This window comes from Nocardioides sp. HB32, assembly GCF_054058995.1.
Map to the genome: position 1 here is coordinate 2203666 of NZ_JBSSBS010000001.1, position 21720 is coordinate 2225385.

The window sequence follows — 21720 nt, forward strand, 5'->3', positions numbered from 1 at the left end:
GAGCGCCAGCTCACCGCTCGCGTCCAGCGACCTCCGACATCCAGAGCCGGAACAGCAGGTACGCCGACACCGCGTCCAGCAGGTGCCACGCGGCGTGGCCCTGCAGCAGCGAGTGCGGGTCGCACCAGGCCGACCTGGTGGCGTTCCAGATCGCGAACGCCACCAGGATCGCGCCCACCGCACCGGCACCCCACCGCAGGTCGGTGCGCGGGCCGCCCGACGACGCCGCGCGCCGCCACAGCCGCACCTCGGTCGTGATCGCCACGAGCAGCAGCGCCGCGAACGCGACGTTCCCGCTGTAGGTCACGACCGGCACCTCCCCGTCGTACAGGCCGACGAGCTCGCAGGCCGCGACGAGGAGCAGGAACAGCTGCCAGAAGAACGTCGCGCCCTGGCGCACCCACCGCATCAGGGCGTACGCCGCCGCGAACGAGGCCACGAGGTACATGCTCAGCAGGTCGAGGCGGCCGCCGAGCGACGACTGGGTGGCGTGCATCGCGGCGCTCGCCGGCCCGAGGAACGCCACCAGGCAGGCGTACGGCGTCGCGAGGCCGCCCAGGGCGACCTTCCCGGCGTGCCAGGCGATGGCGAGGCCCGCGAGCACGAACCCGAGGTTCGAGAACGTGTTGGCCGGCTGCTTCACCCACGCGTCCCGCGCGGCCTCACAGAAGTTGTCGCCGCGCCCCACGTCCGGCCCGAGCCAGCCCGCGCCGACGGCGACCACCAGCAGTCCCGTCGACAGGACCGCGACCAGCGTCGCCCGGGCGAGCGGTCGCAGGCTGCGGGGGTCCACGTCCCTAGTCTGTCGGCATGGACCTCCCGGTCGACCTCGACGCGCGCGGTGACCGGACCGGCGCGATCTACCGGGCCCTGCTCGGCGCGATCCGCTCCGGCCGGCTCGCTGTGGGCGACCGCCTGCCACCGAGCCGGTCGCTCGCCCGCGACCTCGCCGTCGCCCGCAACACCGTCGCCACGGCGTACGAGCGGCTGGTCGCGGAGGGCTTCCTCGAGGCGCGCGTGGGCGACGGCACCTACGTCGCCGAGCTGGCGGCGCCCGCGCCCGCGCCGCGCCACCCCGGCGCCCTCGACCCACGCCCGGGATGGACGTTCCGCCCGCTGCCGGTGAGCGGCGAGACCGAGCCGCCGCCGTACGACTTCCGCGTCGGCATCCCGGACGCGAGCCTCTTCCCGTTCGACACCTGGCGGCGGCTGGTCGCCGCCGAGCTCCGTGGTGGGGCGCACCATCCCGGCACGTACGCGCACCCCGCCGGCCACCCCCAGCTGCGCGGCGCCATCGCGCGCTACCTCTCGCTGGGCCGCGGCGTCGCGGCGGAGCCCGACGACGTGCTGGTGACCCACGGCACCCAGCAGGCGCTCGACCTGATCGCGCGGGTGCTCATCGAGCCCGGCGACGTCGTGGCGGTCGAGGACCCCGGATACCCGTTCGCCCGGGAGCTGTTCGCGTCGTACGGCGCCCGCGTGGTGCCGGTCCCCGTGGACGGCGACGGGCTCGTCGTCGACGCGGTGCCGGACCGTGCGCGGCTGGTCTTCACGACGCCCTCGCACCAGTTCCCGACCGGGCCGCCGCTCTCGCTCGCGCGCCGCCAGGCGCTGCTGGAGTTCGCGAACCGGCACCGGGTCGCGGTCGTCGAGGACGACTACGACAGCGAGTTCCGGTTCACCGAGCGACCGATGGAGACCCTGCACGCCCTGGACCGGCACGGCCGGGTGGTCTACGTCGGCACGTTCTCGAAGTCGCTGATCCCGGCGCTGCGGTCCGGGTACCTGGTCGCGCCGCGCAGCCTGCGGGACGCCCTGCTCGGCGCCCGCCAGCTCGCCGACGGGTACGGCGCCCCGGCCGAGCAGGTGGCGCTCGCCCGGTTCGTCGCCGACGGGATGCTCGGCCGACACCTGCGCCGTGCCCTCAGGGCGTACGCCGAGCGCCGCGAGCTCGTGCTCGACGGGATCGCCCGGCTGCTGCCGCAGCTCGAGGTGGTGCCGTCCGCGGCCGGGTTGCACGTGGCCGCGCTGTTCACCACGCCCGCGGACGACGCGGCGGTCGCGGCCACCGCCCTCGAGCACGGCATCGCCGTGGAGGCGCTCTCCTCGTACGCGGTCAGCGCCCCGGTCTCGGGGCTGGTCTTCGGCTACGGCGCGACCGCGACGCAGGCGGTCACACCGGGTCTGGAGCGGCTGGCACGGCTGCTCTCGACCGGGCCAGCCACACGACCGCTGCGAGCCCGACGATGACCTGCGGGAGCAGGTACCGGCCGGTCAGGCCGAGCAGCCCGAGCGACGAGACGAACGCGACGACGCTGCCGCGCCACACCCAGGTGCCGCGCGGGAGCAGCCGGATCGCGGCCGCGGTGCCGACCAGGTAGACGATCGAGAACGCGCCGGTCACCAGCAGCATGGTCCGCTCCACGGCCACGCCGGAGATCGCGACGGCGAGCAGCGTGCCGAGCGCCCCGATCGTCACCACGGCCAGCGAGCGGCGGGGCACCTGTCCGACCGTCGAGCCCTGCGCGAACCACGCCGGCAGCGAGCCGTCCCGCCCGAGTGCGCCGCCGAGCCGGGCGCTGCCGGCGAAGTAGGCGTTCATCGCGCCGACCGAGAGCAGGACCGCGACGACCGTCGTGACGGGGCGGGCCGGCTCGCCGAAGCCGAGCACGAGCATGTCGGACAGCGGCGCCTTCCCGGGGTTCGGGCCGAGCACGGCGACGGTGGCGAATGCGACGCCGAGGTACATCACGCCCATGACGACCAGGGCGATCACCGTCGCCCGCCCGATGTCGCGGGCCGGGTCGCGGTACTCCGAGGACAACGAGGTCACGACCTCCCAGCCCGCGAACGCCCAGATCAGCAGCGCCGCGGCGGTGCCGATCGCGGCGTACCCGTGCGGTGCGAACGGCGTCAGGTTCGCGGTGCTCGCGTGCGGCAGGGACACCAGCGTGGCGACCATCAGCAGCACCGCCAGGGCGCCGGCGATCACGAGCTGGACCCGGCCGGAGACCCGGATGCCGAACCAGTTCATCACTGCGACCACGCCGATGAGCACGCCGGCCGACAGCAGCTGGGTGGGTCGGCCACCGCCGGTGCTGTCCGCGACGTACGCGCCGGCGAACCCGGCGGCGGCGGGCGCGCCGAGCGGGATCGCGAAGTAGAAGCACCAGCCGATCACGGTGGCGACCCGGGCCCCGAACGCCCGGCGGGCGTACGTCGACACGCCGCCGCCGTCCGGGTACCGCGCGCCGAGGGCGGCGAACGTGGTCGCGAGCGGGACCGACAGCAGGACCAGGGCGAGCCACGCGACGAGCGAGGCGGGTCCGGCCTCGTACACCGCCAGGGCGGGCAACGAGATGACGCCGGTGCCGAGCACCGCGCCGAGCGTGAGGGCCGCGCCCTGGGGTACGCCGAGCCCGCCGGCCGCGACCGGGTCGTCGGCGGGGATCGGATCAGGGGTCAGGGCGCGCGTCACGCGCTCAATCTAGGGGTGGGAAAGGTCCCGACGCAGTGCCAATACCGCGCAGCCTGTCAGGGCCAATCGGCCCCGGGCCGGCTCCCTACTTCGGCCGCACCGCCACGACAGTCAGGGCGAACTTCTGGTCGTCGTCGCGCGCCCGGCCCTGGCACGACCACGAGGTCCGGTGCCAGCACGAGAAGCGGGTCGACGCGTTCACCAGCACCACCTTCGTCCAGGAGACCCGCCTGGTGCTGAAGCCCACCAGCGCGCGGCCCTCGCCCTCCCGGTTCAACCGCACCGGGGTGTGGTCGACGCCGTGCTTCGTCCTCGACACGACGTACGCCGCGGGCTCGGTCCGGCCGCGCGGCCCGTCGACGACCACGCGCAGCTTCCAGCGCTTGTCCTGGAGGCCGGGGTCCGGCTTCACCTCGATGTTGCGCGACGACAGGTGGTCGATGGCGATCCGGCTTTCCTGGCGCGGGGCGTCCTTGGTGAGCGTCCAGGTCGCGGCGACCGGGGCGGTCGGCCACGCGTTGCCCTCGGGGTAGACGTGGCCGGGCGTGGTGTTCGCGGCCGCGAAGCTGCGGTAGACGCTCTCGAACCCGCCGTGGTGCTCGAGGATGCCCTTGACCGCGGTCGTGGAGTACTGGTGGCCGGCGCCGGGATAGGCGCCGGCCCGGGTCCAGACCTGCTTCACGACACCGGTTCCGAAGCGGGTGCTGAGGTACTCGAAGAAGGTCCAGTTGCCGTACTGGTTGAAGCCCTGCCGGTTGAACAGGTCCAGCGGCCGGCCGGGCGCGCCGACCTGGCCGTAGGGCAGGTACTGGCGGTTGTCGTTGACGTCGTCGGCGACCCGCTCCTCCATCCACGTCGCGGTGCTCTCCATCAGCCACGGGTCCTCGCCGTAGTCGTAGGCGAACTGGATCGCGTGGAAGAACTCGTGGGCGGCGGTCACCCGCAGGCTCTGCTTCGGCGGGGCGCCGTACTGGGCCTCGGCGAAGTCATTGTCGAGCACGCAGTACCCGGAGGCCAGCCACTTCTGACCCGGGGCCCGGCGCTCGGGAGTGCAGTACCCGTAGATCCCGCGGGAGCCGAGCTCCTTGAGGTAGACGTCGAACTTGGCGTTGCCGCCGCGGTGCTTGTCCGGGATCGGCTTGCGGTAGCCGAGTTTGCGGATCTCGGTGCGCCAGACCTTGTTCATGAACGTCAGGTTCGTGTCGACCCACGCCTTGCTCGGCGGTGCGTCGGCGGTGGTGGGCACCCAGTGGATGCACAGGTGATTGCGGCACTTCCTGTGTGCGGCGACGGTGTACCCGTCGCCGAGCCGGTCTGAGGCGCCGTCCGTCGGGCGGGCGAACAGGCCGTGCGCCGTACGCCGGTCGCCGGCGTCGAGCCGCGGCAGCGCCGCGAACAGGTCCCGCATCGCCAGGGACACCTCGGGCCGGCCGGTCGCGGAACGGCGGGCGAGCGAGGTGGCCGGGTCGAGCAGGTGCTGGACCGTGGCGAGCGCCTGCTGGGCCGAGGTCGGGCCCGGCTCCGGGGCGCCGGCCGGCGCCGGTGCGGGAACGGTGACCAGCAGGCCCATCGCGACGGCGACGGCGACGATCGGTCGACGCATCTTTCTCCTCGAGAACGAAAGGTGGCTACGGCCCTACGAGCCTGCCCGACAGGTGGCCACGGGCAAACCCGCCGCGCGGGTCAGCTGCCGCCGGAGATCTTCTCGATGAGGGCCGTCGTCGAGATGGCGGGCGTGCGGGGCAGGTAGACGACCTCGCAGATGTCCTCGAACTCGTCGAACCTCCCGGCCCAGTCGTCACCCATCACGAGCACGTCGGCGCCGTACTTCTGGATGTACTCGCGCTTGAGCTCGAGGCTCTCCTCGACGAAGACCTCGTCGACCGGCTTGAGCGCGGCGACGATCGCGAGCCGCTCGGCCTCGCTGAAGACCGGCTCGCGGCCCTTCTTGCGCAGGTTGAGCTCGTCGGCGGAGACCCCGACGACCAGCCGGTCGCCGAGCGCGGCGGCGCGCTCGATGACCCGCAAGTGCCCGACGTGGAAGACGTCGAACGTGCCGAAGGTGATGACCGTGCGAGGCATGCGGCGCATTCTGGCATGTGGGCCGGTGCGCGAGGATGGCGGGCAATGACCTCCATCGCGATGATCACCCCGAACCCCGCCGCCGACGCCGTACGCCGCCAGGGGTTGCGCCGGATGCGCACGCTCGCCGTGTCGCTGCTGCTGCTCGCGGCCGTCGTCTACGTCGCCACGCTCGACCAGGACGGCTTCCCGGGCTTCGTGAACGCCGGCGCCGAGGCGTCCATGGTCGGCGCGATCGCGGACTGGTTCGCGGTCACCGCGCTGTTCAAGCACCCGCTCGGGCTCCCGATCCCGCACACGGCGCTGATCCCGAAGCGCAAGGACGAGCTCGGCCGCGGTCTCGAGGAGTTCGTGGGGGAGAACTTCCTCCAGGAGGGGATCATCCGCGAGCGGGTGGCCGCGGCGACGGTCTCGCTGCGCCTGGGCCGGTGGCTCTCGGAGCCCGCGAACGCGAGGCGCGCGGTCGACGAGGTGGCCGACCTCGCCGTGATCGCCCTGAACCGGGTGCAGGACTCGCACATCGAGGAGCTGTTCCGCGACGCGCTGGTCCCGCGGTTCCGCGAGGAGCCGATCGCGCCGCTGCTCGGCTCGCTCCTGGAGGAGACGATCCGCGACGACCTGCACCACGGCCTGGTCGACCTCGGGTTCGACGAGCTGCACCGGTGGCTGGTCGCGAACCCGGACACGGTCGCGGAGGTGCTCGGCGAGCGCGCGCCCTGGTGGGCACCGACCCGGCTGAACGAGGCGGTCACCTCTCGCGTCCACCGCGAGCTGGTCCGCTGGGTCGGCGACATCCGCGACGACCCGCGCCACCACGCCCGCCAGGCGCTGGACTCGATGCTGGCCCAGCTCGCCGAGGACCTGCAGCACGACCCGTCGGCCCAAGAGCGCACCGAGCGGCTGAAGGAGCGCATCCTCGACCACCCCCAGGTGCTCGCCTCGTCCGTCTCGCTCTGGAACGCCCTGCGCCGCTCGCTGCTCGCCTCGCTCCAGGACCCGTCCGGCGCGGTGCGCGCCCGGCTGCTGGCCGAGGTCTCGTCGTTCTCCTCCCGGCTGCTCACCGACGACGTGTTCCGTGCCCGCCTCGACACCCTCGCCGCCGACGCCGCGGTCTTCGCCGTCGACCGGTACGGCGCCGAGGTCACCACGGTCATCACGCACACCATCGAGCGCTGGGACGGCAAGGAGGCCGCCCGCCGGATCGAGCTGCACGTCGGCCGCGACCTCCAGTTCATCCGCATCAACGGCACCATCGTCGGCGGCCTCGTCGGCGTCCTCATCCACGCGGTGTCGGTGGTCCTCCGCTGACGGTCCCGGTGCCGGTGCTGGCCCTCGTCCCACCGGTCGCAGGTTCACCATGGTCTCCGGTCGAACCGGCACTTCCCATGGTCTGCACGGCGGGGGATGTTGGAGGCTTCCCTGCATCCCCTGGTGGAACGGCGCTCCGGGGCCTCGAGCGCCGAGCGCACCCGGATGCTGAGACACTGGACCCATGGCCGAGCCGTACGACGTCCCGATCAGCGACGAGTCGATCCGGCTCGGGCAGTTCCTGAAGCTGGCGAACCTGGTCGAGAGCGGGTCGGAGGCGAAGCCGCTGATCGCGGCCGGGATGGTGCGCGTCAACGACGAGGTGGAGACGCGGCGGGGTCGTCAGCTCGTCAAGGGTGACGTGGTGTCGCTGGCCGCCCAGTCGGCACGGGTGTCCGACGGCGAGGCGACCGACAACCTGCCCTGGTGACCGGCGGGCCGGTCAGCGGACGTCGAGCAGGTCCACCACGAAGATCAGCGTCTCCCCGGGCTTGATCACGGCCCCGGCGCCACGGTCGCCGTACCCGAGGTGCGGCGGGATCACGAGCTGGCGGCGACCGCCGACCTTCATGCCCTGCACGCCCTGGTCCCAGCCGGAGATGACCTGACCGACACCGAGCCGGAAGCTCAGCGGCTCGCCGCGGTTGTACGACGCGTCGAACTCCTCACCGGTCGAGTGCGCGACGCCGACGTAGTGGACCGACACGGTCGAACCGGCGGACGCCTCCGCGCCGCTGCCCTCGCTGATCTCGGTGACGACCAGGTCGGTCGGCGGGTCGAAGTCGGGGAAGTCGATCTCGGGCTTGTCCATGACCCCAGCCTAGGACGTGACCCGGACGGGTGAATTCCGGATCCTTCCGGTCGGATCTCGTCGTGTTCGACATCGGGGGCGGACGGAGCCTGACATCATGCGCGGGTGACCTCCGTGCGCGCGATCTGGAGACGCCTCGACCCCGGGCTCGTGGCGGGCTTCGGTGTGCTGGCGGTCCTGGTGGCGCTGTCGATGACCACGCCGGTGCAGCTGATCGCCGTCTTCGCGAGCGGCGCCATCGTGGCCAGCCTGATGACGACGGCGCGGCGGACGGCGTACGTCGCGGGCGCCGCGGTCGTCTGCGGACTGCTCGCCCACCTGTGGCACGACGACACGGGCATCGTCGACTGGCTCGCCCGGGTGTTCCTGTGCGCCCTGCTCGGCCTGGTCGGGATCCAGGGCGCGGCCCTGCGCGAGCGCCGGGAGGGCCGCCTCGAGCGGATGACCGTCATCGCGGAGACCGCCCAGCGCGCGGTGCTGCGCTCCATCCCCACCGCGATCGGCTCGGTCGGCCTGTCCGCCCGCTACGTCTCGGCGACCGCCGAGGCGCTGGTCGGCGGAGACCTCTACGAGGTCGCTGCGACGCCGTACGGCGTGCGTGTGATCGTCGGCGACGTGCGCGGCAAGGGCCTGGCCGCCGTGCAGACCGCGGCCGCGGTGCTCGGTGCCTTCCGCGCGGCGGCGTTCACCGAGCCGGACCTGGCGGCGCTGGCGCGCAACATCGACGAGACGCTCACCCGCTTCGTGGGCGAGGAGGAGTTCGTGACCGCGATCGTGGGCGAGTTCCACGGCAACATGGTCACGCTGGCCAACTGCGGCCACCACCCGCCGCTGCTGGTCCACGACGAGCAGGTCTCCGAGGTCGACACCGGCGAGCCGACCGTACCGCTCGGCATGGGCTCCGACCCGGGCCTCACCGAGCACCCGTGGCCCGCCGGCGCGCGGATGCTCTTCTACACCGACGGCCTGGTCGAGGCTCGGGACAAGTCTGGTGAGTTCTTCCCGCTCGACGACTACGCCCCCGAGATCGGCGAGGGCACCGTCGAGGAGGCGCTGGACCGCCTCGTCGAGCACCTGCTGGCGTACGCCGGCAACAAGATGAACGACGACCTCGCCCTGGTCCTCGCCGAGAGCGAGTCCCACTAGCCTGCTGGGTCAGGTCTGGTGGACGTAGCTGTCCAGCTGGTCGCGCTCGAACTCCAGCTGGACGATGCGGTGCTTCACCACGTCGCCGATGCTGATGATCCCCGTCAGCCGGCCGTCGTGCACCACCGGGACGTGCCGGATCCGGCGATCGGTCATCACCTTCATCAGCTCGTCGACGGGGGTGTCCTCGTCGCAGGTCTCGACGACGTCGGTCATGATCGCGCGGACGGTGTTGTTGATGACGGTGCCGTCGCTGTGCAGGTGACGCACGACGTCCCGCTCGCTCACGATGCCCTCGACCGAGGTGCCGTCGGAGCTGACGATCAGGGCTCCGATGTTGTGCTCGGCGAGCTGGGCGAGGAGCTCGCGCACGCCGGTGTCCGGCCGGATCGTGACGACCTCGCGACTGGGCTTGGCCTGGAGAACGTCGCCGATGCGCATGCCTCGACGGTAGTCCCCCCGGACGGTCGGCGTCACCCCTCAGTCGCGGCGGCGGTCACGCAGGTCGGAGACCGAGCCGGGCCCGGTCCGGCGCACGTCGGGGTCGTCGTCGTCGTCGGGCAACGTGCCCAGGAACGACAGCGCGGCCTCGTGCAGGTGGCCGTTCGTGGCCAGCGCGTTGCCGCCGAACGGGCCGTCGCTCCCGTCCAGCGAGGTGAACCGGCCGCCCGCCTCGCGGACGATGACGTCCAGGGCCGCCATGTCGTAGACCTCGAGCTCGGGTTCCGCGGCGATGTCGACCGCGCCCTCCGCGAGCAGCATGTAGGACCAGAAGTCGCCGTACGCCCGGGTCCGCCAGCACCGCCGCATCAGCGACAGGAAGTCGTCGAGGCGGTCCCGCTCGTCCCACCCGGACAGGGAGGCGAAGGAGAGCGAGGCGTCCTCGAGCCGCCGGACGTCGGACACCTGGCAGCGGATCGCCTTGAGCAGCGACCGCCCGGTCCAGGCGCCGTTGCCGTTCGAGGCCCACCAGCGGCGCTGGAGCAGCGGCGCGGACACCACGCCGAGCACGACCTCCTCGTCGACCACCAGCGAGATCAGGGTCGCCCAGACCGGCACGCCGCGGACGAAGTTCTTGGTGCCGTCGATCGGGTCGATCACCCAGCGGCGTTGGCTGTGGCCCGTGGACCCGTGCTCCTCGCCGGTGACCGCGTCCCGCGAGCGGACCCGCGAGAGCGTGCGCCGGATCGACTCCTCGACGGCCTGGTCGGCGTCGGTGACGGGCGACAGGTCCGGCTTGCTCATCACGTGGAGGTCGAGCGCCCGGAACCGGCTCTCGGTGATCGAGTCGGCGTCATCGGCCAGGACGTGCGCGAGGCGCAGGTCGTCGGTGTAGTCCGTCTTGGGCACCTCCTCACACTAGTGACTGAACGCCCCGGGGTGGTGGACCGTGTGGCCCGGCATGGAGATCAACGGACTCCCGCTGCACCCGCTCGTCGTGCACGCGGCCGTCGTGTTCGGACCCCTCGCCGCGGTCGCGGCCGGGCTGTACGTCGCGGTGCCCCGCTGGCGGGACCGGCTGTGGTGGCCGATGCTCGCGCTCGCGGGCGTCGCCACCGGCGCCATCGTGGTGGCGTACCTCACCGGCGGCACCTTCCTGGACAGCAAGCCGGAGCTGCGGTCCAGCCCGCAGGTCGCGGTGCACGAGCACCGCGGCCGGCAGCTGCTCCGGGTGAGCCTCGGGTTCGGCGCCGTCGCGATCGCCGCGGGCTCCGTGCACGCCCGCAGCGGGGCGCCGCGCGTCGTCCTCGACGTGCTGCTCGCCGTGGCCGCGGTCGCGCTGCTGGTCTGGGTCTTCCTCACCGGGGAGGCGGGCGCCCGAGCCGTGTGGGGCCGATCCGGCTAGTACGCCGGCTCGCTCCGCGCGGCCAGCAGCCGGCGGAACGACTCCACCCGGACCGGGTCGGCGGTGCCGTTCCGCACGGCCTCGTCCAGCCCGCACTCGGGCTCGTCGGTGCCGTGCGTGCACCCGCGTGGGCAGTCCTCGGTCATCTCGTCGAGGTCCGGGAACGCCTCGATGAGGTGCTCGGGCTGCACGTGCGCGAGGCCGAAGGACCGGATGCCCGGCGTGTCCACGATCCATCCGGCCCCGCCGGGCAGCTCCAGGAGGTACGCCGAGGTCGAGGTGTGGCGGCCGCGCCCGGTCACGGCGTTCACGTGGCCGACGTCGCGCCCGGCGTCCGGCACCAGCGCGTTCACCAGCGTGGACTTGCCGACCCCGCTGGAGCCGATGAGCACGCTGGTCCGCCCGCGCAGCCGGTCGCGCAGCTCGGCCAGGTCGCCGCCGCGCCGGGTGACGACCCAGGGGACCCCGAGCGAGCGGTACGTGACGAGCAGGGTCTCGGGGTCGGCCAGGTCGGACTTGGTCAGGCACAGCAGCGGCTGCATCCGCGCGTCGTACGCCGCGACCAGCGCCCGGTCGATCAGCCGCGGCTGCGGGTCGGGGTCGGCGAGCGCGGTCACCACGACGAGCTGGTCGGCGTTCGCGACGATCACCCGCTCGACCGGGTCGTCGTCGTCCGCCGTGCGCCGGAGCACGGTGGTGCGCTCCACGACCTCCACGATCCGCGCCAGGCTGCCGTCCTGCCCGGAGGTGTCGCCGACGACCCGGACCCGGTCGCCGACGACCACGCCCTTGCGACCCAGCGGCCGAGCCTTCATCGCCAGCACGACGTGGTCGTCGACGAGCAGCGTGAACCGGCCGCGGTCGACGGTCACGACGACGCCGTCCACCGCGTCGTCGTACGTCGGTCGCTCCTTGGTGCGGGGGCGCGTGTGCCGACGCGGGCGGTCGTAGTGCTCGACGTCCTGGTCGGAGTAGCGCCCCGTCATGCGGGGATCAGCCCCGACCAGAGGTCCGCGAAGTCCGGGAACGTCTTGCCGGTCGTCGCGATGTCCTCGACCAGCACGTCCTCGACCGCCGCACCGACGATCACGCCGGCGTGCGCCATCCGGTGGTCGGCATAGGTGTGGAACACCCCGCCGTGCAGGGGGGCGGGCTCGATGCTGAGCCCGTCCGGGTGCTCGGTGACGGCGGCGCCCAGTCCGCCGAGCTCGGTCGCGAGCGCCGCGAGGCGGTCGGTCTCGTGGCCGCGGATATGCCCGATGCCGCGCAGGTGGGACGGCGCCTCCGCGAGCGCGCACAGGGCCGCGACGGCGGGGGTGAGCTCGCCGACGTCGTGCAGGTCGACGTCGATGCCGAGCAGCGTGCCGCTGCCGGTGACCCGGAGCCCCTCGTCGACGAACGACACCTCACAGCCCATCGCCGTGAGGATGTCCCGGAGCGCGTCGCCGGCCTGGGTCGTCTGCCGCGGCCAGTCGCGCACCACGACCGTGCCGCCGGACACGGCCGCGAGGGCGAGGAACGGGGCGGCGTTCGAGAGGTCCGGCTCGATCACGTGGTCGACGGCTCGGACCGGGCCCGGCGCGACCCGCCAGCGGTTAGCGTCGGCGTCGTCAACCTCGACGCCGTGCTCGCGCAGCATCGCGACGGTCATGTCGATGTGGGGGAGCGACGGCACGGGCTTGCCGTCGTGGCGCACGTCGACGCCCTCGTCGTACCGCGCGCCCGCCAGCAGCAGCGCGGAGATGAACTGCGACGACGCGGACGCGTCCACCACGACCGTGCCGCCGCGCACCGACCCGGTCCCGTGCACAGTGAACGGCAGCGACTCCCCGCGTGCGTCGACGCCCAGGGTGCGCAGCGCGCCGAGGATCTCGCCCACGGGTCGCTGCCGCATGTGCTCGTCGCCGTCGAAGGAGACGGTGCCGGTCGAGAGCCCCGCCACCGGTGGCACGAACCGCATCACGGTCCCGGCCAGCCCGCAGTCGACGGCCGCGTCGGTGGTGAGGGCGCGGGGCGTCACGCGCCAGTCCACGCCCGAGGTGTCGACCTCCGCGCCGAGCGAGGTCAGCGCGGTCGCCATCAGGGTGGTGTCGCGCGAGCGCAGCGCCCGGCGGACGACCGACGGGCCGTCGGCGATCGCGGCCAGCACCAGCGCGCGGTTGGTGAGCGACTTGCTCCCGGGCAGCGTGACGACCGCGTCGACGGGGTGTCGGGCGCGGGGTGCGGGCCAGGGCTCGGTCACGAGCCGCAGCCTACCGAGGCGTCAGGAGGTGACCTTCGCCTTGAGGAGCTTGGCCTCGCGACGGGCGTCCTTCGCGGCGTGCCGGGTCCGCCAGGCCACGCCGGGCCGGCCCTCGGTGTCGCCGGCGGCGATGATCAGGCCGCCGATGATCGCGACGTTCTTGAAGAAGTGCAGCTGCTGCTGGCTGCGCGTCGCGTTGTCGTCGGCCTCCCAGTACCGGTGGCCGGCGGCGGTGGTCGGTATCAGCGAGCCGGCGAGGACCGCGGACGAGAGCCGCGGCGCACGGCCCATGGCGAGTGCGAGCGCCGCGCCGATCTGGACACCGGCGTTCAGCTTCACGAGCGTCTCGGGGTCCTCCGGCAGCGGGATGCCGGCCTTACGCGCCAGGGGCACCAGCCGGGAGGTGACCGCGTCGGCCTTCGCGGCGGGTGCTGAGCTGTTCCTCAGGGCGCCAGCGGCGCCGACCAGGAAGATGGACGCGAGCATCGGGCGGGCGATCAGTCTGCTGACGGTCATGGTCTCCTGTGTACCCCGACGCCCCTGACGGCAGTCGCACGGCGGTCAGGGGACGGGGACCGTCGCCCCGATCGTGGGCAGCTGCTGGCCGAGCACCCCACCGCCGACCGAGGCGCCGATCCCACCCGGGCCGACCGAGACGTCCACGTCGAGCTGGACCAGCGGCGACTGCGGTGGCGCTGACGGCGGGTGCGTGGGCGGCGGCGACGTCGGCGGCGGAGCGCTGGGCGAGCCGGAGGGCGGCGCCGTCGGGGGAGCGGTCGGGGGACCGCTCGGCCCAGCCGTGAGAGCGGCGTAGCCCGCCCCCGGACCCGGCTCGTCGGCAGTGACGGAGCGGTCCTGGGAGCCGGCTGGGCCGGGACCGGACCGGTCGCGGTGGACCGGCGCGGTGGAGGCGCCCAGCGACGGCGACGCCTGCGCCGAGGGCAGGTCCTCGGCGGCCGGCACGTTCCCGGCGCCCTGGTGCAGGGTGAGCAGGAGCCCGGCTGCCACGGCCGAGGCCGCGGCGCCGGCGATCGCCGCGGTCGGCCCGTGCGCCATCACGGCGTCCCGGGCCCGGTCCAGCAGGGCCACCACGCCGCCGCCGGCCACGGCCGTGCCACCACCGGCGGCCGAGGCGACGTACGCGCTCGCGGCGGCGCCCAGCAGCAGCGGCGCGAGCAGGGCGCCGAGGCGGGAGTTCACCTCGGTGAGCTCCAGGTAGATCGCAGCGCACTGGCGGCACTCCTCGAGGTGCTCCTCGACCCGCGCCGAGTCGCGGCGGGAGAGGCCGCCGCGGACGTAGGCGCCGAGGTTCGCCCTGGTCCGCGCGCAGGCGTCGTCGTCGACGTCTTGGGCGTGCATGGAGAGATAGGCCTGGCGGAGGCCCTCGCGGGCCCGGTAGGCGAGCGCCGAGACGGAGTTCGGCGACATGCCGAGCAGGGTCGCCACCTCGGCCGGCTTCTGCCCCTCGACCTCGGTGTGCCAGAGCACGAGCTGCCAGCGCTCGGGGAGCGACCCGAACGCCCGGGCGGCCGCGGCGTTCTCGAACCCCTCGACCGCCGTGTCGCGGAACGGCACGCCGGGATCGAAGGGCGTGAGGTCCGCGGTCGTGTGCAGGCGCGCGCCGACCCGGATCCGGTCGACGTGCAGGCGGCGTACGGCGGTGAGGAGGTAGGCGCGGAACGCGAGGTCCGGTCCGCCGCCGCGCTGGAGGACCACCAACACCTTCGCGAACGCCTCGGAGACCAGGTCGTCGACCTCGCCCGCGGACACGAGCTGGCGTGCGAGCCGGCGTGCGGCGAGCACGTGGCGCGAGAAGAGCTCGCCGTACGCGTCGGTCTCCCCGGCGCGCACCAGCGAGATCAACTCACCGTCGCTCGGAGGACCGTCGACGGTCACGAGGTGGCTGGCCACGTACCTACAACGCGCGAGCCGCCGAAAGATCACGGAAATCTTTCGGCTTTCGCGTCATGGACCCGGAGCGGGCCCGTTTCATCCGCGGCAGACCAAACGAGGGGGAGCCACCGTGGGAAGGTTCACGACGCACTGGCGACGTGGGGCCACGGGCGACCCCGAAGCGGAGCGGGAACTGTCATCGGAGCGACGCGCGGCCCTGCCGCCCCGCTTCGGTGCGGTCGGGGAGGCTCTTGCTTCGGGGTCGGGCACGGTCGCCTGCGAGGTCGCCGGGGCCGCCCTCGCCCGGGACGGCGTCTCTCTGGCGGAGTCCCTCGACGGCCTCGCCACCACCACCCGCCTCGTGCTCGGCGCCGAGCCGGCGCACGCGTACACACGGGCGCTCGCGGTGGCCTGGAGCGACGCGATGCTCGGCTACCTCAACGACCTGTCCTGCAACGACCCGCTGACCGGCCTCTCGACGCTGGCCCACCTGCGCAGCCGGATCTCCGACGTCTACCGCGCGGATCACGACGGGGACCACGCGCTGGTGGTCGTCGCGGCGCCGCCGTACCCGGAGGCCGCGTCCGGCCGTGACGACGTGTTGGCCCGGGCCATGCATGTCGCCCAGCTCGGCGACACGGCGCGCACCGTCTTCCGCGGGCCCGAGACCATCGGCCACGTCGGCCCCGGGCGGGTCGTCGTGCTCGCCGATCGCGACGACCGGATCGCCCGCCGGGTCGGCCTGCTCCGCCAGATGCTCGACAGCGGCTCGGTCCCGCGCACCCGGGTCTGGATCGAGGGCCTCCCCGCTTCCGACGCGGCGGCGGGCCGGCTCCTGGACGAGCTCACCCGCGCCTGACGGTCCCGCCCTCTAGGGTTGCGGGTATGTGCGGTCGCTACGCGTCCAGCCGGCGCCCCGAGGACCTCGTCGAGGAGTTCGACATCGCCGACGTGCGGATCCCCGCCCCGTTGGAGGCCGACTACAACGTCGCGCCGACCAAGGAGGTCTACGCGGTCGTCGAGCGGCCGCCGTCGAAGGAGTCCGAGGAGCCGCCGGCCCGCCAGCTGCGGGTGCTGACCTGGGGGCTCGTCCCCTCTTGGGCGAAGGACCCCTCGATCGGCAACCGGATGATCAACGCCCGGATGGAGACCGTCGCCGAGAAGCCGGCGTACAAGCGGGCGTTCGCGGCCCGGCGCTGCCTGCTGCCCGCGGACGGCTACTTCGAGTGGTACCCCACCGAGGAGCTGACCCCGGCCGGCAAGCCTCGCAAGCAGCCGTTCTTCATCCGTCCCAAGGACCACGGCGTGCTCGCGATGGCGGGGCTGTACGAGATCTGGCGCGACCCGACGAAGGCGGACGACGCCGAGGACCGGTTCCGCTGGACCTGCACGGTGATCACGACCGACGCCGAGGACGACCTCGGCCACATCCACGACCGGATGCCGCTCATGGTGGAGCGGGACCGCTGGTCGGACTGGCTCGACCCGCGGCGGCCGAAGGACGGACTGCTGGACCTGCTGGTCCCGGCCGCGCCCGGGGCGCTGGAGGCCTACCCGGTCTCCCCGCTCGTCAGCAACGTCCGGAACAACGGTCCCGAGCTGCTCGAGCCGCTCCCGCTGGAGGGGTCGTGACCGCGCCATGACCGAGCGCCGGATCGACACGCCGCACGGCGAGGCCCGCCTGGTGACCGACCGGGCGCGGACGCCGTACGCGACCCTGCTGCTCAGCCACGGGGCCGGCGTCGGCATCGACACCGCGGACCTCGAGGCGCTCGCGACCAACCTCCCTCGCAACGGCATCACCGTCGTCCGCCTGGAGCAGCCGTGGCGGGTCGCCGGCCGCAAGGTCGCCACCCCGCCGCCGACGCTCGACGCCGGACTGACCGCGGCGGCCGACCACCTGCGCACCCGGACGCCCCTGGTGGTCGGCGGCCGGAGCGCCGGCGCCCGGTCCGCGGCTCGGTGTGCACGGAGCCTGGGGGCGAGCGGGTGCCTCGCGCTCGCCTTCCCGCTCCATCCGCCCGGGAAGTCGGAGAAGTCCCGGCTCCCCGAGCTCCTCGGGGCCCGGGTGCCGACGCTGGTGATCCAGGGCGAGCGGGACACCATGGGCCGGCCCGACGAGTTCCCGCCGGAGATCGACCTCGCCGTCGTACCGGGCGCGGACCACTCGTTCCGGGTGCCGAGGAGCGGCGACTGCTCCCAGGCGGAGGCCCTCGAGATCATCGTGGAGTCCACGCTCGAGTGGGTGATCCGCGAGGTCGCGGGGAATGAGCGCCCGGTCTGAGGCGTTCCGTGAACATGCTGGCAGTGCTCGAACGCCCCACGACCGGGCTAGTCTGGGAGACGATGACAGACCCCACTGACCCCACCCCCGAGGATGTCGACGTCGCCACCGAGTCGGAGGCGGAGCGCACCGCGCGCTTCGAGCGCGACGCGCTGCCGTTCCTGGACCAGCTCTACTCCGCCGCGATGCGGATGACGCGCAACCCCGCGGACGCCGAGGACCTGGTGCAGGAGACCTTCGCCAAGGCGTACTCCTCCTTCCACCAGTTCCGGCCGGGCACCAACCTCAAGGCGTGGCTGTACCGCATCCTGACGAACACCTTCATCAACACCTACCGCAAGAAGCAGCGCCAGCCGCAGCAGTCGATGTCCGAGGACGTCGAGGACTGGCAGCTGCACCGCGCGGAGTCGCACTCCTCGAGCGGGCTACGGTCGGCCGAGATGGAGGCGCTCGAGCACCTGCCCGACTCCCAGGTGAAGGACGCGCTCCAGCGCCTTCCGGAGGAGTTCCGGCTCGCGGTGTACCTCGCCGACGTCGAGGGCTTCGCCTACAAGGAGATCGCCGAGATCATGGACACCCCGATCGGCACGGTCATGTCCCGGTTGCACCGGGGCCGGCGCCAGCTGCGCGACATGCTCTCGGACTACGTGCGCGACAACGACCTGCTCACGGTCGGCCGGGACGGAGGCGCGTCATGACCCACGAGGCCGATCACCACATGGGCTCGGACCCCTCGCTCGCCGAGTGCGCCGACTTCCTCGAGCAGATCGTCTACTTCCTCGACAACGAGTTGGACGCGGCCGACTGCTCGGCCGTGCGTATCCACCTCGACCAGTGCAACCCGTGCCTGGAGAAGTACGACCTCCAGCGGACCGTGAAGTCGGTCGTGGCCCGCTCCTGCGCGGAGGCCGCGCCCGACGAGCTGCGCCAGCGGGTGCTGCTGCGGATCCGCCAGGTCCAGGTGGAGATCCGCGAGACCCCCTGACCGACCCCCGGACGAACGAGAACCCCCGAACCGGAAGGCTCGGGGGTTCTGTCTCTTTCGCGCTCAGGCGTTGGGGCGCTTGCCGTGGTTCGCGCCCTTCTTCTTGCGAGCGCGGCGCTTGCGGCCGGTCTTGCCCATGATGTTCCTCCTGATCGGACGTGTCTGGCCCGAGGGCCGACGTCCAGTCTCTCAAACTCGCGCGCGAGCGCGAAATCGGGTCCTGCGGCCGGTCACCTCTGCGTTCGGACGAATCGTCAGAGCCGGCCCAGGAACCGCTCCGCGTCGACGACGACGCGGGTGATCTCGCCGGTGCCCACGACCTTGCCGACCGCGGAGCCTCCGACGTGGCGCGCGGCGACGGTGAAGCGGTGCAGCCGACCGTCGACGTACGACGCGGACGCGCTCACCTCGACCCGCTGGCCGACCGCGCTCGCGCCCAGGTGCTCCAGCTCGACGCGGGTGCCGACGCTGGTCTCGCCCGGGGCGAGCGTCGGGTCGATCGCCGCGCAGGTCGCGGCCTCGCACCAGGCGAGCAGCCGGGGCGTGCCGAGGACGGGGAGGCTGCCGGAGCCGACGGCGGCGGCGGTGTCCGCGTCGGTGACGGTGAAGCTGAGCGTGGCGTCCATCAGAGGTCGGCCACGAACGCGATCAGGTCCACGCCCGGCATCGGTGACCAGTCCCGATCGGGCGCGCGCCGGAAGCCGTGCCGCTCGTAGACCCGGTGCGCCGAGGTCATCTCGGCGAGGCTGGACAGCACCACCCCGCGGAAGCCCAGCTCGCGGAACCGCTCCATCACCAGCCGGGTCAGCACCTCGCCGACACCCTGCCGGCGCGCGGTCGGCGACACCGCGAGCATCCGGAACTCGCCCTCGTCCTCGGCGCCGATCTCGCGCCACGGCGACCCGGGCAGCGCGATCGTCACGGTCCCCAGCACGTCGCCGTCGCGCTCGGCGACCCACAGCTCGGCCTCGCGGTCGCGCTTCGCCGCGTCCCGCAACAGGGCGATGTAGTGGTCGTCGGGGCCCTCGGTGAACTCGGCGTACGCCGCGACGGTCACCTCGCCCGCCGCCGCGAGGTCCTCGGGGTGCGCCCGGCGGACGACGAGATCAGACACCGAAGCTGGTCCTCGGGTAGGTCGCGGCCACGTCCGTGATCACGTTGACCAGGTACGGCACGCCGGAGGCGAACGCGCGGTCGATCGCGGGGCCGACCTCCCGCGGATCGGTGACGGTCTCGCCGGCGCCGCCGAGGGCGCGGACCACCTGGTCGTACGCCGTGCGCGGGGCGAGGTCGGCGATCACGTCGTACCCGTAGAGCATCTGCATCGGGCCCTTCTCCAGGCCCCAGGCGGAGTTGTTGCCCATCACCATCACGACCGGCAGGCCGTGGCGCACCAGCGTGTCGACGTCCATGAGCGAGAAGCCCGCGGCCCCGTCGCCGAGCAGCAGCACCACCTGCGCCGACGGCCGCGCCAGCCGGGCGGCGATCGCCGCGCCGAGGCCGGCACCGAGGCAGCCGTAGGGGCCGGGGTCGAGCCACCCGCCGGGCCGCTTCGGTTCGACGAACTTGCCGGCGAAGCTGACGAAGTCGCCGCCGTCGCCGATGACGACCGCGTCGTCGGCCAACCGCGGCACCAGCTCGCCATAGATGCGCGCCGGGTGGATCGGGTCGGCCTCGGCGCCGAGCAGGGCGGCGTCCCGCTCGACCCCGGCGGCGACACCGGCCTGCAGGTCCGCGACCCACGCGGACCAGTCGGGCCGCCGGACGACCTGCTCCAGCTCGGCCAGCAGCCCGTCGAACACCGTGGTCAGGTCGCCGGAGACCGACGCCGCGAGCGGGGCGTGGCCGGACACCTGGCCGGGGGAGTCCGCGACGTGCACGACCTGGGCGTCGCCGAAGACGCCGTACCCGAGCCGGAAGTCCAGGGGAGTGCCGACGACGACCACGAGGTCGGCGCCCTTGAGCGCCTGGCTCCGCGCCTTGGTGACCAGCAGCGGGTGGCCGCCGGGGACGACGCCGCGGCCCATGCCGTTGGTGATCGCCGGTACGCCGGCGCTCTCGACGAACCGAAGCGCGGCCTCCTCGGCGCGATCGGCCCACACGTCCGTGCCGACGATCAGCACCGGCCGGGTGGCACCGGCCAGCAGCTCCGCGACCTCCGTGAGGGCCTCCGGGTCCGGCACGGCGCCACGCGGAGCGGTGAGGTCGGGCAGCTCGCAGGTGGCGCTGTTGAAGAGCTCGTCCATCGGCACGTCCACGAACACGGGGCCGCGGTGCGGTGAGCCGGCGGTGAGGAACGCGTCGTGGATGCCGTCCGCCACGTCGGCGGCGGTCGGGATGGTGCGCGCCAGCTTCGAGACCGGCGCGAAGATCGGCGGCTGGTCGAGCTCCTGCAGCGCGCCGGTGCCCCAGCGACCCTGCGGCGCGCGACCGCCGACGACGACCATCGGCGAGCCCGCGAACTGGGCCTGCGCGACCGCGCTGAGGCCGTTCGTGACACCCGGCCCGGCGGTCAGCACGGCGAGGCCGGGCACCCGGGTCAGCTTGCCGGTCGCCTCCGCCGCGAACGCCGCGGTCTGCTCGTGCCGCACGTCGAGGAGCCGGAGCGGGGAGGCGGACTTCACGGCGCCGTCGTACAGCGGGAAGACGTGCGCCCCGGACAGCGTGAACATGGTCTCGACGCCGTGCGCCTGGGCGACGGCCACCGCGAGCTCGCCCGCGTGGCCGGTCAGTTCCGTGGGCATGCCCGAATGTTACTCACCCGTAGCAGAGAGGAACGCCGAGTTCGTCGCCTTCAGCGCGTCGACCACGACGAGCAGCAGGTCGGAGCGCACCTGGGGCGGGCGGGTGCCCATCGCGAGCTGCAGGTACAGCGCCCGGAGGAACGCCTCGGCGTTGCCGCCGAGCAGGTACGGGTCGCGCCCGTCGTACGACGCCCGGGTGCCGGCCGCGATCGCGAGCCGGCGGATCCACGGCTCGAGAACGCGCAGCGGCACCACGTTGCGGCGCAGGACGTTCATGGTCGCGAACGCCAGCCGGTCCGGCTCGCCGTTGGTGAACAGGCGCTCCACGGGCAGCAGCACCCGGTCCGCGATCACGTCGAGCAGCACGGTGAGCTCGGGCTGCGCGAGGTGCGGCGAGTTGGCGAGGGTCGCGAGCGTGTCCGCGCCGTGCGCGACGGCGTGCGCCCACCCCTTGCCGGGGACGAAGGCGCGCAGGTCGCGTTCGCGCAGCAGCCAGGCCGCGATCCGGTCGCCCCACTCGAGGATCTTGCCGCCGGGCAGCAGCGGGCGCTGGTTGTCGCGGGCGATGCACTCGCCCAGGACGAGCGCCGAGAAGCTGCGCCGGAACACGCTGTCGGTGTCCTGCTCGCCCAGCCCCACCCGCAGACCGATCGCCATCCCGTCGCCGAGGCCGCCGAGCAGGTCGTCGTACACGCCGCGGTCGACCCACGTGGTCAGCGTCGGGTAGGCCGTGCCGTCGCGCAGAGCCGGGTCCGGGTCGCCGAGCATCCGGGTCAGCTCGGCCGTGAGGTCGTCCAGCGGCCGGTCCTGCGGGACCGCCAGGCCGGTCGCGTGAACCTGCTTCCAGTACGACCCCGACATGGGAGCCATCTTCGCAGAGGTGGTCCAGACGTCCAGCGGG

At 73.3% G+C, this 21720-nt stretch carries 26 protein-coding genes; 10 read left to right on the forward strand and 16 right to left on the reverse strand.

Annotated elements, in window-relative coordinates; all coding sequences use genetic code 11:
- Positions 1-10 precede the first annotated feature (10 nt).
- Positions 11-793: a ceramidase domain-containing protein gene (locus ACVW2K_RS11215; RefSeq protein ID WP_457202570.1), complete on the reverse strand. Its 783-nt coding sequence runs from the start codon at positions 791-793 to the stop codon at positions 11-13.
- Between the two features lie 17 nt (positions 794-810).
- Here ACVW2K_RS11215 and pdxR point away from each other — a divergent pair, with 17 nt between their 5' ends.
- A complete protein-coding gene (gene pdxR / locus ACVW2K_RS11220) occupies positions 811-2250 on the forward strand; it encodes a MocR-like pyridoxine biosynthesis transcription factor PdxR (RefSeq protein WP_457202571.1) in 1440 nt (479 codons plus the stop codon).
- Here the strand turns inward: pdxR and ACVW2K_RS11225 are convergent.
- The 3 genes from ACVW2K_RS11225 to ACVW2K_RS11235 all read right to left on the reverse strand — a co-directional run bounded on the left by ACVW2K_RS11225 (position 2174) and on the right by ACVW2K_RS11235 (position 5560).
- On the reverse strand, positions 2174-3478 hold the full coding sequence (locus ACVW2K_RS11225) for an APC family permease (protein ID WP_457202572.1): 1305 nt from the start codon (positions 3476-3478) through the stop codon (positions 2174-2176). The two genes, pdxR and ACVW2K_RS11225, sit on opposite strands and share 77 nt — an antisense overlap.
- Positions 3479-3563: 85 nt before the next feature.
- Positions 3564-5081, reverse strand: a complete 1518-nt coding sequence (locus ACVW2K_RS11230; RefSeq protein ID WP_457202573.1) for an MXAN_6640 family putative metalloprotease — start codon at positions 5079-5081, stop codon at positions 3564-3566.
- Between the two features lie 80 nt (positions 5082-5161).
- Complete coding sequence (locus ACVW2K_RS11235; RefSeq protein ID WP_028637010.1) at positions 5162-5560, reverse strand: adenylyltransferase/cytidyltransferase family protein; 399 nt, start codon at positions 5558-5560, stop codon at positions 5162-5164.
- A gap of 45 nt (positions 5561-5605) precedes the next feature.
- Here ACVW2K_RS11235 and ACVW2K_RS11240 point away from each other — a divergent pair, with 45 nt between their 5' ends.
- Both ACVW2K_RS11240 and ACVW2K_RS11245 read left to right on the forward strand, forming a co-directional pair.
- Entirely contained in the window at positions 5606-6868 is a 1263-nt protein-coding gene (locus ACVW2K_RS11240; RefSeq protein WP_457202574.1) for a DUF445 domain-containing protein, read from the forward strand.
- A gap of 184 nt (positions 6869-7052) precedes the next feature.
- A complete protein-coding gene (locus tag ACVW2K_RS11245; RefSeq protein WP_457202575.1) occupies positions 7053-7298 on the forward strand; it encodes an RNA-binding S4 domain-containing protein in 246 nt (81 codons plus the stop codon).
- A gap of 12 nt (positions 7299-7310) precedes the next feature.
- Here the strand turns inward: ACVW2K_RS11245 and ACVW2K_RS11250 are convergent, their stop codons facing one another.
- Complete coding sequence (locus ACVW2K_RS11250; protein ID WP_028637007.1) at positions 7311-7679, reverse strand: FKBP-type peptidyl-prolyl cis-trans isomerase; 369 nt, start codon at positions 7677-7679, stop codon at positions 7311-7313.
- 105 nt (positions 7680-7784) lie between these two features.
- Between ACVW2K_RS11250 and ACVW2K_RS11255 the strand changes: the two genes are divergently transcribed.
- Complete coding sequence (locus tag ACVW2K_RS11255; protein WP_457202576.1) at positions 7785-8825, forward strand: PP2C family protein-serine/threonine phosphatase; 1041 nt, start codon at positions 7785-7787, stop codon at positions 8823-8825.
- A gap of 9 nt (positions 8826-8834) precedes the next feature.
- Here the strand turns inward: ACVW2K_RS11255 and ACVW2K_RS11260 are convergent, their stop codons facing one another.
- Positions 8835-9266 carry a CBS domain-containing protein gene (locus ACVW2K_RS11260; RefSeq protein WP_028637005.1) on the reverse strand — a complete coding sequence of 144 codons (432 nt, stop codon included), beginning with the start codon at positions 9264-9266 and terminating at the stop codon, positions 8835-8837.
- A 39-nt stretch (positions 9267-9305) separates the two neighbouring features.
- Complete coding sequence (gene hisN, locus ACVW2K_RS11265; protein WP_457202577.1) at positions 9306-10175, reverse strand: histidinol-phosphatase; 870 nt, start codon at positions 10173-10175, stop codon at positions 9306-9308.
- 52 nt (positions 10176-10227) lie between these two features.
- Between hisN and ACVW2K_RS11270 the strand changes: the two genes are divergently transcribed.
- Complete coding sequence (locus tag ACVW2K_RS11270) at positions 10228-10671, forward strand: DUF2231 domain-containing protein (RefSeq protein ID WP_457202578.1); 444 nt, start codon at positions 10228-10230, stop codon at positions 10669-10671.
- On the opposite strand, the gene rsgA is transcribed toward ACVW2K_RS11270, so the two are convergent.
- Genes rsgA through ACVW2K_RS11290 form a run of 4 tightly spaced genes read right to left on the reverse strand, consistent with a single transcriptional unit; the run spans position 10668 to position 14824 of the window.
- Positions 10668-11657, reverse strand: coding sequence for a ribosome small subunit-dependent GTPase A (gene rsgA / locus ACVW2K_RS11275; protein ID WP_028637002.1), 990 nt, complete (start codon positions 11655-11657; stop codon positions 10668-10670). The genes ACVW2K_RS11270 and rsgA overlap by 4 nt on opposite strands.
- On the reverse strand, positions 11654-12913 hold the full coding sequence (gene aroA, locus ACVW2K_RS11280) for a 3-phosphoshikimate 1-carboxyvinyltransferase (RefSeq protein ID WP_457202579.1): 1260 nt from the start codon (positions 12911-12913) through the stop codon (positions 11654-11656). Before aroA ends, rsgA begins: the two co-directional genes overlap by 4 nt.
- A gap of 21 nt (positions 12914-12934) precedes the next feature.
- A complete protein-coding gene (locus tag ACVW2K_RS11285; protein ID WP_457202580.1) occupies positions 12935-13429 on the reverse strand; it encodes a DoxX family protein in 495 nt (164 codons plus the stop codon).
- A gap of 45 nt (positions 13430-13474) precedes the next feature.
- Positions 13475-14824 (reverse strand): sigma-70 family RNA polymerase sigma factor, encoded by a 1350-nt coding sequence (locus ACVW2K_RS11290; RefSeq protein WP_457202581.1) that lies wholly within the window; start codon positions 14822-14824, stop codon positions 13475-13477.
- A gap of 112 nt (positions 14825-14936) precedes the next feature.
- Here ACVW2K_RS11290 and ACVW2K_RS11295 point away from each other — a divergent pair, with 112 nt between their 5' ends.
- From ACVW2K_RS11295 to rsrA, 5 genes are all read left to right on the forward strand, one after another.
- On the forward strand, positions 14937-15665 hold the full coding sequence (locus tag ACVW2K_RS11295) for a hypothetical protein (protein WP_028637000.1): 729 nt from the start codon (positions 14937-14939) through the stop codon (positions 15663-15665).
- A gap of 26 nt (positions 15666-15691) precedes the next feature.
- Positions 15692-16438, forward strand: coding sequence for an SOS response-associated peptidase (locus ACVW2K_RS11300; RefSeq protein WP_028636999.1), 747 nt, complete (start codon positions 15692-15694; stop codon positions 16436-16438).
- Between the two features lie 7 nt (positions 16439-16445).
- Positions 16446-17090 carry an alpha/beta hydrolase family protein gene (locus ACVW2K_RS11305; RefSeq protein ID WP_457202582.1) on the forward strand — a complete coding sequence of 215 codons (645 nt, stop codon included), beginning with the start codon at positions 16446-16448 and terminating at the stop codon, positions 17088-17090.
- Between the two features lie 62 nt (positions 17091-17152).
- Positions 17153-17788, forward strand: coding sequence for a sigma-70 family RNA polymerase sigma factor (locus ACVW2K_RS11310; RefSeq protein ID WP_036569966.1), 636 nt, complete (start codon positions 17153-17155; stop codon positions 17786-17788).
- The gene (gene rsrA / locus ACVW2K_RS11315; protein WP_028636996.1) at positions 17785-18075 is read left to right on the forward strand and encodes a mycothiol system anti-sigma-R factor; all 291 of its coding nucleotides are present in this window, start codon (positions 17785-17787) and stop codon (positions 18073-18075) included. The genes ACVW2K_RS11310 and rsrA overlap by 4 nt, the downstream gene beginning before the upstream one ends.
- Before the next feature lie 63 nt (positions 18076-18138).
- On the opposite strand, the gene ACVW2K_RS11320 is transcribed toward rsrA, so the two are convergent.
- The 5 genes from ACVW2K_RS11320 to ACVW2K_RS11340 all read right to left on the reverse strand — a co-directional run bounded on the left by ACVW2K_RS11320 (position 18139) and on the right by ACVW2K_RS11340 (position 21680).
- Entirely contained in the window at positions 18139-18213 is a 75-nt protein-coding gene (locus tag ACVW2K_RS11320) for a 50S ribosomal protein bL37 (protein WP_369759046.1), read from the reverse strand.
- Between the two features lie 116 nt (positions 18214-18329).
- Positions 18330-18701: a thioesterase family protein gene (locus tag ACVW2K_RS11325; RefSeq protein WP_028636995.1), complete on the reverse strand. Its 372-nt coding sequence runs from the start codon at positions 18699-18701 to the stop codon at positions 18330-18332.
- Complete coding sequence (locus tag ACVW2K_RS11330) at positions 18701-19189, reverse strand: GNAT family N-acetyltransferase (RefSeq protein WP_457202583.1); 489 nt, start codon at positions 19187-19189, stop codon at positions 18701-18703. Before ACVW2K_RS11330 ends, ACVW2K_RS11325 begins: the two co-directional genes overlap by 1 nt.
- On the reverse strand, positions 19182-20819 hold the full coding sequence (locus ACVW2K_RS11335; protein ID WP_457202584.1) for an acetolactate synthase: 1638 nt from the start codon (positions 20817-20819) through the stop codon (positions 19182-19184). The genes ACVW2K_RS11330 and ACVW2K_RS11335 overlap by 8 nt, the downstream gene beginning before the upstream one ends.
- 9 nt (positions 20820-20828) lie before the next feature.
- Entirely contained in the window at positions 20829-21680 is an 852-nt protein-coding gene (locus tag ACVW2K_RS11340) for a DUF2785 domain-containing protein (protein ID WP_028636992.1), read from the reverse strand.
- Between the last annotated feature and the right edge of the window lie 40 nt (positions 21681-21720).